The 15,108-nt window shown below is 48.2% G+C and carries 8 protein-coding genes; 2 read left to right on the top strand and 6 right to left on the bottom strand.

Features of this window, described 5'->3' with window-relative positions:
- Window positions 1-40 precede the first annotated feature (40 nt).
- Genes CPIN_RS17595 through CPIN_RS17575 form a run of 5 tightly spaced genes read right to left on the bottom strand, consistent with a single transcriptional unit; the run spans window position 41 to window position 11,209 of the window.
- The gene (locus tag CPIN_RS17595) at window positions 41-2,317 is read right to left on the bottom strand and encodes an FAD-dependent oxidoreductase (RefSeq protein WP_012791179.1); all 2,277 of its coding nucleotides are present in this window, start codon (window positions 2,315-2,317) and stop codon (window positions 41-43) included.
- Window positions 2,295-4,088, bottom strand: a complete 1,794-nt coding sequence (locus CPIN_RS17590) for a sodium:solute symporter family protein (protein ID WP_012791178.1) — start codon at window positions 4,086-4,088, stop codon at window positions 2,295-2,297. Before CPIN_RS17590 ends, CPIN_RS17595 begins: the two co-directional genes overlap by 23 nt.
- A complete protein-coding gene (locus tag CPIN_RS17585; RefSeq protein WP_012791177.1) occupies window positions 4,085-6,652 on the bottom strand; it encodes a glycoside hydrolase family 88 protein in 2,568 nt (855 codons plus the stop codon). The genes CPIN_RS17590 and CPIN_RS17585 overlap by 4 nt, the downstream gene beginning before the upstream one ends.
- Window positions 6,653-6,676: 24 nt before the next feature.
- A complete protein-coding gene (locus tag CPIN_RS17580) occupies window positions 6,677-8,167 on the bottom strand; it encodes a RagB/SusD family nutrient uptake outer membrane protein (RefSeq protein WP_012791176.1) in 1,491 nt (496 codons plus the stop codon).
- Window positions 8,168-8,188: 21 nt separating this feature from the next.
- Window positions 8,189-11,209, bottom strand: a complete 3,021-nt coding sequence (locus CPIN_RS17575) for a SusC/RagA family TonB-linked outer membrane protein (protein WP_012791175.1) — start codon at window positions 11,207-11,209, stop codon at window positions 8,189-8,191.
- A 227-nt stretch (window positions 11,210-11,436) separates the two neighbouring features.
- On the opposite strand from CPIN_RS17575, the gene CPIN_RS17570 reads away from it, so the two are divergent.
- A complete protein-coding gene (locus CPIN_RS17570; RefSeq protein ID WP_012791174.1) occupies window positions 11,437-12,501 on the top strand; it encodes a LacI family DNA-binding transcriptional regulator in 1,065 nt (354 codons plus the stop codon).
- Between the two features lies 1 nt (window position 12,502).
- Here CPIN_RS17570 and CPIN_RS17565 read toward each other — a convergent pair whose 3' ends face one another.
- Window positions 12,503-12,733: a hypothetical protein gene (locus CPIN_RS17565; protein ID WP_044219016.1), complete on the bottom strand. Its 231-nt coding sequence runs from the start codon at window positions 12,731-12,733 to the stop codon at window positions 12,503-12,505.
- Window positions 12,734-12,866: 133 nt separating this feature from the next.
- On the opposite strand from CPIN_RS17565, the gene CPIN_RS17560 reads away from it, so the two are divergent.
- Window positions 12,867-15,047 carry a beta-1,3-glucanase family protein gene (locus tag CPIN_RS17560; protein ID WP_012791173.1) on the top strand — a complete coding sequence of 727 codons (2,181 nt, stop codon included), beginning with the start codon at window positions 12,867-12,869 and terminating at the stop codon, window positions 15,045-15,047.
- Window positions 15,048-15,108: the final 61 nt, after the last annotated feature.

Below are 15,108 nucleotides of genomic sequence, written 5' to 3'. Positions count from 1 at the left end.
AAGGAATTAAGCGGCAAGCCCCGCTGATAGTGAACTTACCTTAATAACACCTGACGGCGAATAATCCCGGGGGCGTATTTCCATGCGTCCCTTTCAGGTGGATCGTCAGGCGGCTGGTAATAACCGGCTCCGGCAACACAATACGTTGCAGGGAATGGTGATTATCATCTACCCGCATAATGGCCTCGTTCCGGTCATTACAGATCACAAATGCATTTACACAAAACGGCATTGCTCTTTCCGGATGACGATAGATCACATTTTCCATCGGATGATCAAAATCAGTATCAAATACCAGCTCTATCTCCCGTATGGTCTTCTTTTCCGGCCAGTGCAGCGTTAGGCGTGGATCGCTGTCACCATCGTCTGCCAGCCAGATATTCGGCTGAAAAGTGGGCCGGTTGATACCGTTCCGCACATTCTCAGCGCTAAACAGTGCAATCCCTCCGGATATATCCATGGCGAGATTCTTACCTGCCGGACGGCGTTCCGGACACCAGAATTCAAAGGCTTCCACACCGATATCCTCCGGAGGCGTTTGTGCGCCATAATTGGATACAGCAGGATTTGTTTTATTGAATACGGTGAGAATGCCACTGATCCGATCACTGCTGCTCCGCAAACGGATATTTTCATTTTGCATAAAGCAGACGAATACATAATGATCTTCAGGGAGAAATGTATCTAAAGATACAAAAACTGCCTGCTGTCCCTGCTTCAGTGGAAGCGATAGTTCCTGCAAAATCACATCAGGCGTATGATGGGATTGACGGCTACTCGTACGCAACGAAACCTGCAAAACCGTCGCTTCCTTTACATCTGCATATACCGTTATCGGGGGGATATTCCCTGCTTTCAGCGGCAGTAATTGCGCCATAGAAGCATCCAGGGAGATATAGTCGCCATCCGCCTTTAAGCTATGCAACACGTATTCACTACTTGCTGTGATGGTAGCCTGTGTAACCAGGTCCTGTTCATCCTTCAGCTGCAACTGCGGAATATACTGACCCGTTCTGATTAAGGAGGTCTGTAACTCTCTTAACCGCGCATCCTGTAGTAGCTCACGCGGATGTAGCTGATGCTGATGACATAAGGCTGCTGCCATGCCGACGGCCTGCGCACCACAGGCGCTCGTACCCATTACCCTGCTGGAACCAAAGGCAACGTGAGAAGCACTGATGATACGACCTGCCAGGAATAGATTACTCACATTATGGCTATAAAGGCATCGGTAAGGAATCTGATAAACCCCTTTGCTATGCCACTGATTACAAGCGGGTTTTTCACTGAAAATACCATCTGCCGGATGCAGGTCGATAGACCAGCCACCGTAAGCCACCGCATCGGGATGCGTATGCTGTAATACGATGTCCTGCTGCCGCAACATATAGTCTCCCTCAAAACGTCTGCTTTCGCGTTTCCCAGGTATTTGTCCTACCCACTCCAGGGTCATGGTACTGGCTTCCGGAAATAAGCCGGAATTTTTGATATGATGCCAGATCCCATATACCACTTTCCAGAGCTCCCACTTAATAGTTTCTGTATCGTGTACCGTATCCAGGCGTCCACCGTATTCAATCCACCAGAACTGACATCCCTGGTCCTGACTGTTAATACGCCTGTAACGGGGGATCGCAGTAATATCTTTCAGTGCATAAGCCGGTGGCACAAAGGTGGTCGGCCGACCGGTATCTTTTGTATAGAAGTACAATGAATGTCCTAACAGTTCGCCATATTCGGCACTGGGAGCAAACTGCTCACCAAATTCTGATTCGCTTTCTGCTCCCATTCGAAAGGCTGCGCCGGCAAGAAAGGCGACAATACCGTCTCCCGAAGCATCGCAGAAGAGCGGTGCACTCAGTTCATACAACGTGCTGTTCTGACTACAGAAGGCCATGACTTCCTCAATGACATCGGCTGACTTTTTCTTTACTTCGAATACGGCGGTATTCAGCAAAAGCCGGATATTCGGTTCACTGGTCACTTTCTCCAGTAAGATCGTATCGTAAATAAGCGGATTACCATCAGGATTACGCCAGATATTTTCCGTCATGATTTCATCGACAACGCCCCCTTCGCGGGCCCAGCGGTTATTATTGCCCATATGTGAAGTAGCGCCTAATACCCAGAGCCTTACTTCACTGGAAGAGTTACCACCCAGTACGGGCCTGTCCTGTACCAATATGACCTTTATACCAGCACGGGCAGCGGTAATAGCACAACAAACACCTGCCAGTCCGCCGCCGGTAACAATCAGATCTGCCTCAAAGCGGAGCGTCTTTAATTGTCTTCCTTCACTGCCTTGTTCTTTCATCATAAGCTTCGTTTTTTGATTCCCTGTTTTTCAGGTGATGGTGTACATCACTATCCTCTACAGGGATGTTATTTTGTAGCATGTATTCGGGTTGTTTACGGATCTTCCGCACGGCACGCAGCGGAATAATAGCCGCCAGTAATACGGCGCTTGCAATCATTGCTACCAGCATATTACCGCTGGAGGCCAGTATACTCAATACGTAGAGCAGCAGCGCAGTAAATGCCAGTGAAAATGCAATCACGCGCAGCCCGAAAAGGTTCTGTTTATGGATGGCTTCTTTTTCTGCTGCGGATTGTGCTGCCGCGTCCTGTTGCTGTCGTGTACGGAATATGCGGTAATCCTGGTATTCTTTCGCCGCTGTTGTAGGCGCGATGACAAATTCATAGAGTAGCAATAACAGGAATGGTAATCCTACACCCAAGAGCATTTCTTCGGAACGGCTCAGCTTCAGTGTAGTCAATGCCGGTACAAGCAGTTTAAACAACAGGTTGACCAGCAAACTGGCGCCCGAAATAATATAAGCCGCTTTGCCCGTCAGTTTCTTTGAGAACAATGCCCACAGTGGCGGCAATAAAGAAGGACCGCCAGTAATAGCTGCAATACTGAGCACCACTTCAATCATACCTCCTGCCGCCGGTACAAGCAATGCCACACCAATCATCCCTATTCCCAGTAATAAACCGGAAAGGCGCGCCACACGGATCAGCTGCCGGTCGCTGGCCCCGGGATTAATCAATGCCTTATAAATATCATTGGTGATAACAGCAGAAGTAACATTTAAGGTGGTATTCGCAGTCGCGGATGTAGAGAAGTACATACCCGTCAGCATCAATCCCATGAGACCCGGTGGTAACACTAAGCGGCAAACCTGCAGATAGGCATTCTCCGTATTCAATCCGGTTAATGCCGGATCGATACTACGGTAAATCATAGGTGGCAGCATCCATATCACCGGACTAACCAGGTATAACCCTGCAAATAAAAACGCTACTTTCTTTGCTGATTTCGGAGAATCTACGCTTGTATAACGTTGCACGAAAGTCCAGTTACCGCCAATGTAGCTGATATGGTATAACGCAAATGCGAGAATGAAACCGATGGAGTATTCTCCGTTGATGACATTAAAGAAATCAGCGGGTACCTGTTGTGTGAACTTAGTCCATCCACCTGCTGCATCAAGCGATAAGGGTAAGACCATCAGCACGGCTGCCGTAAGAATTACAAACTGTAGAATATCGGTCACCATCACCGCCCATAAACCACCAATAGCAGTGTAGGCGATCATCATCAACCCTAATACGATCGTACAGGTAGTCAGGGGAAAGCCTAGTGATACGCTGACCAGTTTTGCTACGGGATACAATACAGCGCCTTTATTGAACAGGGATACCAGCAGGAATATGTTGACATAAAATTTCTGTACCGGTGCGCCGAGCCGCTGACGAATAAATTCTGCTGCCGTCAGAGCGCCTGTACGCTTCCAGCGGGGGGCTAACAAAAAAGCAGTAATAATGCCGCCGAGACACATGGTCCATTGTATCGTGACTGATACAAAACCATACTTATAAGCAATACTACCCCAGGCCACAAAAGTACCCGCAGAAAAGAAACTCATAAAAAGGGACAAGCCTCCGATAAACCAGGGCACGGCCTCCCCGCCTGCAAAGAAAGATTTCATGTTTCTTCCGGTACGGGCAAACAGCAATCCTATAATCAGCACAAAGGCTGAAAAAATGAATATAACCGTCGTATCTATCGCTGATTTCATCATAAGCTGAGTGCAATTATTTTCAGGCCATATGGCGGAATGTTAACCGACCATTGCTGACCGGATAATTTTTCATCTTCAACAGTTCCTGTAGCATTGAGTAATTTCACCTGCTGTGTTTTCACGGCAGACGCTTTGCCTGCGTTGATGGTGACCGTTGTTTGCTGAGGAGCATCATCATTGTTTAAGAGCAGGATGTATATCTCCTTTCCCGACGGACTCTTCGCACTGAGATAATCCACCTGTGGATTGTTTACCTGCAACCACCCATCCGGCATATACAGGTCTACTGCTCTCCCAAACAACTGACCGGGCGCAAATCCGTAACAGGCATGTGGGCCAACCTTGGGTGTAACAAATCCTTTTGGGAAACTGATCCCGTTATTACTGCGGAGCGCCACTTCTGACACAAGATAGTCGGTCAGCAGTCCGACCTGCCACCAGGCGTGATGCGGATAAGGACCAGCACCCTTATTCATCGCCCGCCAGTAGTAGGAAGCCACACTGGTGGCGGTGTCTATAAAAGCGTCACGACCCAGTACAGCCGCCCGCGCCATATTGATAAAGAGTGAATCATGTGTAAGGGAGAACAGGCGTACAAACATACCGGCATGACTGGCCAGCATAATCGGACCGTGTGAATTCGCCGATCCCAGACTGCCTCCATGCTCAAAACTCAGTCCTGCCTGACTGATCTGCCAGTCTGCCCATTTCTGTCCGTTGACTGTCTTTCTTTCCATAGAAGGCACCGGATGTGTGTAAATGGAGGCCGTATAAATTCTTGCAGCAGCGATTGCCGCCGATTTATACTTTTCATCACCACAGCTTTCATAGAGGTCGAGCAGGGTCTGTACGGTCTGACCGGTAGCAAAATCCGGTACAAAACGGGCGTCCCCGCATACGCCGAGGAAACTACCTTTATTGACGCCCTCCCGGATCAGCCAGTCTGCCCCTTTCATCGCAGCTTTCAAATACTTTTCATCCTTCAGTATACGGTAAGCGACAAGCAGTCCGTAAAAAGTCGGCCGCAGATCGGGGATATCCGTAAAAACAGCTTTGGTGCTGCTACCATCATATCCTACTTCCCAGTGCCCATCTTCCTGCTGCCATTCCAGCAATTTATCAGCGCCCAGTCTGAGGCGTTGTCTCAAGGCATCATCTTTGGGCTGAAAGAGGAGTATATTACCAATATCCAGCATCGTGTAGTAGGTCAGTGCCACAGGTTCCACATAAGTGCCCCATTCCTCCGTAAAACGCTGTTTTTTCCAGAGGTAGTATTGTCCGACGGCAGCGCCCTGGAAAAAGCCAGGTTCCGCCTGCTGCTGTACGAGTTTGAAATTACGGGCTGCCGGCAGTCGCTGGTGTAATAAAGTCGTATCTCCCGTAATCGTTGCCAGCATCCACATAGCCCCATAGTCAGAGTTTTTCATGGCATCCCCACCGGAACCCACCACACCGCCGAGATAGGACTGTGCGCCTATTCTCAATCCTTTGTAGTCAAAGGTCTTCCACATCGAGGTGCTGTCGTCATCCAGGTAATGCAGGATTGACATGATCCTGTCGGAGAGTGACTGCCGGGTCGTCTTCAGTTTCAGGAAGTCCGCAAAATGATAGACGTCGTTTACCGCATGTTGGTACACCGTGTACCAGTCTGCCGCCTGTACCGTATACCTGAAGGAGAAAGTTCGTTGTGCGCCGGGCTCCATATAAGAACCTGTTTCGCCAAGTACAGGATGATAGGCGACCGGTGTAAAGCGGCCATCCCTGTTCATCACAGATAATCCCAGTTTCCATTGCTGGTGGGTATAGTGGTCTTTTTCCCAGGGATCGCGACTGGTACCCGGTGCGGGAATGACCGCCATGGTGATACCTTGTGTGGTGATCAGCGGACTTAAAGTACTGGCGGTACGTTCGCGGAAGACGACCGGTTTATCGGGTATGCCTTGTCCGTAACCATAACTGAGTACCAGGTCGTGCTGTACGAGGTCACTCTGGAAATACCCCGGAATCATCCCAAATTCAGGTTTATCCTGTTGGGCAGTAGCCAGTGTAGGCGTAGCGATGGCATAATAACCGGCCTTCTTAGCGGTAAAAGTGATATCGACCAGTATATCGTGTTGAAATTGTTTGTCCAGTTGCCAGACAGCTTTGCATTCCCCATAGTCATCCGTATGGGTAAATACCAGCGCTCCGGCGACCGTTTGCTGTACCCGCTCAGGATAGAAAGGAAGCGGTATACCGGCGGTATTCATATTCACCGGACGAAGATTATCTTCCCAGTTCTTCACCAGGTAGCGATAGTCGGCCAGGGAGAAACCACCGGGATGTGTATTGGCTAATTGCAGATTGGGTATACTGTCTGGTTTACCGGCACTGTACAGCAACAGGTATTTGCCTGATGGATTTGATAAGGTCTGCCCATCTGTACGGATCGTCGCCAGCTGGTATCCATCCGGTTGCTTTGTCCATTCCAGTTGTAGTCTTTCATTCTGTAGCCGGAGCTGCGCGGTAACGGTCTGCACACACAGTATCAACCCCAGGCTGTATAATTTTCCTTTCAATCGCATATCGCTTCGTTTACGATTAACTGTTTATTTCCAGGCCGGATTTTGCTCCAGCAGGGTATTGGCATTTACTTCGTTCTGAGGGATCGGAAAATACTGGTTACGTGGCTGCGGACTGCGTATCTTGTACACATCATTTACTGCCGGTGGCACTAACTGACGGAAGGTACTGGTACGGCTCAGGTCATACCAGCGATCACCTTCTGCATACAGTTCCCAGCTGCGTTCCTGCAATACGGCGGCTATAAAATCGTCTTTACCTAATCCTTCCGCTAAGGCGTCGAGTCCGGCTCTTGCTCTTACGGTATTAATATACTGATAAGCAGTGGCAGATCCACCATTTAATCTTGCTTCTGCCTCGGCAGCGACCAGGTATACATCCGCCACACGCAGGATAGGAATGTTCGTTGCGTGGCTACCACCGTTGGAATTCTTATCCGCATACTTCCTGACGAGCACACCTTGTTTGGTGATAGGCGTGATAGCCGCCTGGTGGATAATAACACCCTGTTTATTAGTGTAATTGGTATCCATGAGCTGCCGGCGTTTATCCTTAGGATCAAATGAATCAAAGAAAGACTGGTAAGCGAAAGCAGAACCATAGGAAGTAGCGCCATATGCAGGAGCGGCACTATTCGGCGGACCATACAGACTCATGATCTGAGAACTACGGCCATTCACGATAGACTCTGCTTCAAAGGCCCAGAGATTTTCTCTTCTGGCGGCATCTTCTTTTGTCACATCGTATACATCCAGTACATTATCCAGTAAGCCGACACCGGAAGCGCTGGTCAATACTACTTTTGCTTCCTGTAATGCCACTGCCCAGTCTTCGCCGTATAAAGCAGCTTTGGCATGAAGTGCAGCGGCCGCTTCTTTACAGGGACGGCCTTTTACCAGGGAACTACTGTATGCAGGCAAGGCAGCTTCTGCGGAATCCAGGTCGGCATAGATCTGTTTGTAAATATCTGCTTTGGCGCTTTTACCCACATATGCATCCTCGATGGTCTGGCTGGGTTTTGTTCTGATAACGATCTCGCCGAAGTTCTTTGCCAGGAACCAGTGATAGAAAGCCCGCATAAAATAAGCTTCGCCGAAGATCTGCCGTTTACGGGTTTCATTGCTCATGTTTGTCTGCGGTAACTTCATCAGCAACCAGTTCGCGTTTTCAATACCCGAATAACAGTTATTCCAGATATCAACCGGCGATTCATTCGTACGACTGTAACTCGCGGCAGCACTATACTGCGGATCAAAGCTGAACAAGGTATACGTATCTCTTCCGACTACCGGTCTCGGATAGATCTGGTCGGCACTGAAATCAGGTACGATCAGTGCGGAAGGACCGGCGTACAGGTCTGCCAGCTCGGTATAAACGGAAGCCAGTGCAGCTTCTGCATCCTCTGCTGTTTTATAGAAATTATCTGTGTAGATCGACGAGTAAGGTGTTTCTTCCAGTTTACTGCAAGCACAGATAAACGTCAGAAGAATAATGCCATATGGGAATATTTTTTTCATGTCAGATAGTTTAAGATGAGATCAGAATGCTACCTGCAGACCAAGCAGGAATGAACGGGCAGTGGGATATACCAGATTATCTACCCCTATCTGTTTATTGGAATTACCGAAGGTATTCACTTCGGGATCGTAACCGGTATAGTCCGTCAGGGTAAACAGGTTGTTGGCGCTGACATATACCCTTGCGGAACTGATATTGCTGATCTTTGGCAGACGATAACCGAGGGTAATATTTTTACAGCGGAGGAAAGAACCGTCTTCCATAAAACGATCGCTCAAAGGCAATCTGCCACCCTGAAAACCACTGACATACTCATTGCTGGGATTATCAGGAGACCAGCGGTTAACCAGCGACTTGTACATATTCCTGCCACCCAATGGGTTTTCAAAAGTATAGCGGATCAGGTTGTATACTTTATTGCCTTGCACACCGGAGAAGAAGGCACTTAAATCGAAGTTTTTATAACTCAGGTTGGTGGAGAAGCCATAGATAAAAGAGGGATTTGCGTTACCGACAATCGTCTGGTCTCCGGCGCTGATGATACCATCTTTGTTAAGGTCCCTTACTTTCACACCACCGGTACGGCTACCGGATCCTTCCAGCACCGTCTCCCCCGTCTGATAGATACCGTCAAATACGTAAGTTTTGAATAAAGCCAGCGGTTGACCTACCTGCATGACCTGGTAGTTACTTACTGAATATTCTGAAAGACCATCTGCCAGGGACAGCAGTTTATTTCTGTTGAAGGAGATATTACCCGCCACTGACCATTTTACGGCTTTGTCCAGGATGACAGCGTCCATAGAAAACTCCAGCCCTTTATTTTCCATACTGGCGAAATTGCCGGTTACTTCGCTATAGCCGGATGAACCAGGGAGTATTTTCACAAACAGCAGATCATCTGTTTTCTTGTGATAGATATCTGCTGTCACATTTACACGATCATTCCAGAGACCGAGGTCAAACCCGAAATCTGCCTGTAAGGAGCGTTCCCATTTCAGGTCTCTGTTGGCAATACCCGTTGGACGGATGCCGATAACAGGGTTGTGATCGAAGTAATAAAGACCGGAAGTACCTTGCAGTGATAGTGACTTATAGGCATCGATCGCACCGGCATTACCGGTAAGCCCGTAGCTGAATCTGAGTTTCAGGTTACTGACACCGGACATACCTTTCATAAAAGGTTCTTCAGACGCACGCCAGGCGATAGCGGCAGCGGGAAAGAAACCGTATTTATTATTAGATCCGAACTTCGTAGAACCATCTACACGCGCGATCAGGTCCAGCAGGTATCTATCGCGGAAGCCGTAGTTAATACGCCCCATATAGGAGTCGAGTCTGTCTTTGGAACGGCTGCTGCTGACGGTCCTTTCTGTGGCCAGTTGCACGGCTTCGTTTGCAGTGGCATCGTTGGGAAACTTACTGGCGTTAATAGTATTGGAATTTGAATTGTTACTCTGTGTAGCGAATACGCCTGTTACCTTTAAGGCGTGTTCTTTGGCGATACGCGTTTCGTAGGTAATGATACTTTCATGGAGTAAGACGACGTTATTGGAATTCGTCTTTGAAGCAGAACCGCCACCACCAGCGAGATCACCTGTATTCATAATCGCACGGGGAGAATAGTAGTCCGCCAGTGTACCAGATAATACCGGGTTGAAATTAGCGCGGTAAGTCAGTCCTTTGAATGGCGTAATCTCTGCATAGATATTTCCTAATGTCCGGTTGACCTTATCCCTGTTCAGGATCATTGACAGTCCGATAGGATTGACTACCTCCCGGTATCTGCCATTCATCTGATCCCCGAAGGGAAATATCGTACCATCTGCCCTGTAAGGTTCTAATGTCGGCGGAGCGCCCATTGCGGCGCCCAACATACTACCGGTTACGGCCCCCGCGTCTATACTGGTTGAACCAGCGGGTACGGTATTATTGACTACATAACTGGTAAACATGCTGGCCCCCACCCTCAACAGATTACTAACCCGGTGATCGAAATTCAGGCGGAAGGAATAACGTGTAAAGTCAGAACTGAGCATGATACCATCCTGTTTGAAATAGTTGCCTGACATGGCGAACTGTGTTCTGTCCGAACCACCCGCGATTGTTACCTGGTGATTCTGCATAGGTGCATCACGGAATATTTTATCCTGCCAGTCTACACCCTCACCTAATGCAGCGGGATTCTCGTATACGCTTGTTTTATAGATCTCATTTTCCAGTGCGGCAAATTCGGCTGCATTCATCATGTCCATCCGTTTAGTCGTACGTTGTACACCGTAATAGCCGTCGTAACTGACTACGGTCTTGCCGGATTTACCCCGTTTGGTCGTAATCAGCACTACCCCATTTGCCCCACGCGCACCATAGATAGCCGTTGCGGAAGCGTCTTTCAGCACAGCGACGGACTCAATGTCATTGGGGTTGATAATAGACAGGGAGCTGATGTCATTGACACCACCGGAGTTAGACAGTTGCACACCGTCTACTACGTAGAGTGGTTCAGAGGTACCGTTGATGGAGTTCACACCCCGGATACGCATACTGATGTTTCCACCGGGAGCAGCGGAATTCTGCGTAATCTGTACACCCGATACACGGCCCTGTAAGCCTTGTACGACGTTGGAGATAGGCGTCTGTTTAAGATCAGCAGTTTTTACTGATGTGATGGAACCAGCGACGTTGGCTTTCTGCTGTGTACCATATCCTACTACCACGACTTCATCCAGGTCTTTCCTGCCCGATTGCAGTGCAACGTCAAGCTGACTTTTCCCCTCCACAGCTACTTCCTGTGTGGCATAACCGGTGAATGTAAATACGAGGGTGGTAGCAGGTTGTTTAAGCGCTAAGGTATAACTGCCATCAGGACCCGATACAGCGCCGGTAGCGGCGCCTTTCACCCTGACAGTCACGCCGGGTAATGCCTCCCCGTTATCAGCGCTGGTGACCCTTCCCTTCACCGTCAGCTGCTGCGAAAAACAAAGTATTGGGATGAGCAGTATTGGGAAAATTCCCAATAATTGAAATAAACGTTTTTTCATAACTGTGGTAATTGGTGTTAAAGCCGGGTTGAATAAAATATCATCTGAATGCGTTGACTACCGGCGGATATCTGTAACATGGAATGCTAAACTGCTTCAAATTTTCACAAACAAATTGATGAGACAAAACATTTTTGCATGTTTTTTTCATGGGAACGGTCCCAATTCTTTGGGATAGTTCCCAAAGTCTTACTTTTATATTCCCAGCGACTGAAAAACTACTACGTATGAAAGCAAAGTACATTACGATCATCGACATCGCCCGGCAACTGAACATCTCAAAATCGACGGTATCACGTGCATTAACGGGGCATCCCAATGTGAAGGAACATACCCGCAAGGCGGTCATGGAACTGGCGTCGAGTATGGAATACCAGCGTAATTCGCTGGCATTGGGCTTTAGCAAACACAATACGAATACGATCGGCATTATGGTGCCGGAGTTTATGTCCACGTATTTCCCTTCGGTGATTGTCGGCGTACAGGATGTGATGCAGGCAGCTGGATATAATGTAGTGATCTGTCAGCAGAATGAATCGTATGAGTCGGAAGTCTCCAATATGAAGTTATTGCTCTCCTATCGTGTTGATGGCATCATTGTATCGCATACCAAAGAGACGCGCAACTTTGATCATTTCACCCTGGCACAACGCAGGGGCGTACCACTGGTATTCTTTAACCGGGTACCGGAAGATATGAATGTGCCGAATGTGATTGTCAATGACTATGAAGCGGCTTTTCAGGCAGTGGAACACCTGATCCGTATTGGCAGAAGAAGGATTGCACATCTGGCAGGGCCGGAGTCATTGGTGAATACCCGTTTACGCAGACAGGGTTATCTTGATGCATTAAAGAAACATGGTATTGCACATAATCCCGATCTGATGTTGTCTTATGACCTGACGACGGAAAAAGTAAAGATCTATATGAAGCATTTTCTTGAACTGGATACACCACCGGATGCCTTATTTGCCATCAATGATCCAACGGCGATTGCGGCAATGGAAGTGGTGAAGGCAAAGGGATTACGAATACCGGAGGACATTGCCATTGTAGGCTTTAGTAATGACTTTTCTGCGGGGCTGGTACATCCGGGACTGACGACTGTCGCACAGCCGACTTCAGAGATCGGCCGTACAGCAGCGGAAATGTTGTTACAGGAAATGCGGGCGAAGGTAAAGAATGATTATACCATTAAGAAAGCGCCAACAGTGCAGTTGTCTACGCGGCTGATCATACGTGAGTCTACGGTGCCGGAGGAGAAGTCAAAAAAGATGGTGAAGAGTAAATGACTTATTCTACGCCGAATTTTATACCCGCTTCTTTAAAAAATTGCTTTAGCAACTGTAGCTTCTCCAGACAAGGATCTCCTATGCTGATACGTTCTTCACTCACTGATGCCTTCCGGCATTGGTAGCAGATAGCGATAAATGCCAGTGGCTTGGCAGTGAAACTACTGAATATATAAGCAAAAATTCTACTTTCTCCATCTTCCTTCCTATCTTTGTGTCGTAATCCTGTCACGATTGCCTATCGTAACCCATCTCCACCAGCCGCATACAGCCTGAATAATATATTCCTGGCCTGCTATGCCACCATATCATTTATTTCCAATGTCGGGTAGCTCTTTTTTTGTTAAACAAAAAATCCATCATCTATGAAAATCAGACCTTTCTTTTCCCTCGTCAGGGTACATTGTACCCATCTGGTCCTGTTACTGGCATTAACGCTTTCGTTCCAAAGCACGGTGCAGGCACAAACTACGGTCCCTTTCACCTTGTCCAACAATTCAGCGTATGCCGACGCGAATGTGTATGTGGCAGTGGTAGGTATCATCAATGACAACCACGTATGGATCAATCCGAAAACTGGTGCAGTGAACCTTATGAGCGTATCCAACAACACCGTACAGGGGCCTGTGATCAATGGCAATCAGGGACCCGGCGGTAACGGAAGATATGCCAATTGCTTCGCACGCCTGAGTGAGATCCCTAACAAAACGATCAACATTCCGGGTATTGCAGGTTGTCGTATCCTGATCTCCTTCAATTCACAGCTGTTCCTGTACTTCTTTGGCGCATCAGGAGCACCTAGTGGTTATGCAGCTCCTGACCTGGCCAATCCTTCCGATCCCAACCAGGGTATCCGTTTTGAGAACATTGAGCTGACCAATGCAGCGAATGGACTCTGGGCGAATACGACCCGTGTGGACGGTTATCAGTATCCTATGGGATTGGAAGTATGGGGTAATGCGGGCTTCTACAAGAAAGTAGGAGAATTTATTCCGCACAGCCAGATCCTGTCGCTGTGGCAATCCACCGCACCAGCGGAATTCGCAGGATGTTACGATGCGACCAACACCATTATCAAATTCCCATCAAAGACGCCTGCTTTTCAGAGCGGCGCACAGGCAAACTACTTTGGCTCCTATGTAGACGCCATCTGGTCCAAGTATCAGAACGGTAATCTGGTATTTAATGCAGGCGATGCAGGCACCTGGAGTGGCCGTGTATCCGGGAATGTATTTACTTTCACCAGGGCGTCCGATGGACAGATCGGTACGATATCCCGCAAACCTACCAACATCGAAGTGATGGAAGGCAGTGGCGTCATGGCTACCGGCGGTCAATGGGATAAAGTCGTTCAGGCACAGATCTGTGCGGCGATCAACCGTCATGCGATTGACCTGAATCTGGCTACCGGCGTTACGCAGGACCTGGCGACGGCATCGAAGTATTATCAGACGTCTCCTTACAACTGGTATTGCAAATTCTGGCACCGTAGCGATATCAGCTTAAACAGTCTGACCTATGCTTTCTGTTATGATGATGTATATGATCATTCATCTACTGTCAACGCTTCCTCTCCCATCAGAGCAACGATCACCATCGGTGGTTATGCAGGACAGACACAGACCGGTCCCGTTACGGTATACAAAGACTGTAACTATGCCGGTTATGCAGTGAATTTGTCAACAGGAACTTATACCCTCAGTCAGCTGAATGCACTGGGTATTCTCAATGATGATATCTCATCACTGAAAGTAACTTCTGGCTATAAGGTGACATTGTACAAGCACGATAATTTCGGCGGTGCGACATTGGCAGTGACCGCAGATAACGCCTGTCTGGTAGGCAATAACTGGAATGATTCTACCTCTTCTTTAAAGGTGGAAACCAATAGCAGCAGCTTTTCTGCTGTAATACAGGCTGAAAGTTATACCTACATGGCAGGTGTGGATGTTGAAGCGACTACTGACGCAGGTGGCGGACAAAACGTAGGCTGGATAGATGCGGGCGACTGGATGTCTTATGACATCAATATTCCTGCTGCAGGTACTTATCGCTTTGATTATCGCGTAGCCAGCCCGAACAGCAATACTACTCTCCGACTGGAAAAAGACGGCGGCGCCACACAACTGGGATCTGTTACGATTCCGAATACCGGCGGCTGGCAGACCTGGGGTAATGTGTCTCATACTGTGACATTGCCGGCAGGTGCTTACAGCATTGGTGTTGCTACTGGTACCGGTGGATTTAACCTGAATTATTTCACGATCACCAGTGTATCCGGCGCAAGATTAGCCGTACAGAACACAAAAGTTGTGGAAGATAATATTGTTTCACTGACGCCGAACCCTGTACATGATCAGCTGTATATCCGTGGTAATGATAAAGTGAAAACTTTGGGTATTTACGATATCAGCGGACGTGCTGTAATGAATGTAAAGAGTCCGGGTAATACGATTGCGATCAGCCATCTGGCGCCGGGTGTTTATATCATTGCGATTGAGCGTAAAGATGGAACGAAGAAGAGCGTGAAGATACTGAAGCAGTAAACTGCGCATCGCTTTTATAAAAATAGCAGTCCCCCTTCACGGCGGACTGCTATTTTTCATT

This window comes from Chitinophaga pinensis DSM 2588, from assembly GCF_000024005.1.
GTDB classification, from domain to species: Bacteria; Bacteroidota; Bacteroidia; order Chitinophagales; family Chitinophagaceae; genus Chitinophaga; species Chitinophaga pinensis.
This window is presented reverse-complemented; position numbering and strand designations above follow the sequence as displayed.

Bases quoted from the DNA above. Each gene is read 5' to 3' on its own strand.
- CPIN_RS17595 (WP_012791179.1), bottom strand. From the start codon at position 2,317: ATGATGAAAGAACAAGGCAGTGAAGGAAGACAATTAAAGACGCTCCGC.
- CPIN_RS17590 (WP_012791178.1), bottom strand. From the start codon at position 4,088: ATGATGAAATCAGCGATAGATACGACGGTTATATTCATTTTTTCAGCC.
- CPIN_RS17585 (WP_012791177.1), bottom strand. From the start codon at position 6,652: ATGCGATTGAAAGGAAAATTATACAGCCTGGGGTTGATACTGTGTGTG.
- CPIN_RS17580 (WP_012791176.1), bottom strand. From the start codon at position 8,167: ATGAAAAAAATATTCCCATATGGCATTATTCTTCTGACGTTTATCTGT.
- CPIN_RS17575 (WP_012791175.1), bottom strand. From the start codon at position 11,209: ATGAAAAAACGTTTATTTCAATTATTGGGAATTTTCCCAATACTGCTC.
- CPIN_RS17570 (WP_012791174.1), top strand. From the start codon at position 11,437: ATGAAAGCAAAGTACATTACGATCATCGACATCGCCCGGCAACTGAAC.
- CPIN_RS17560 (WP_012791173.1), top strand. From the start codon at position 12,867: ATGAAAATCAGACCTTTCTTTTCCCTCGTCAGGGTACATTGTACCCAT.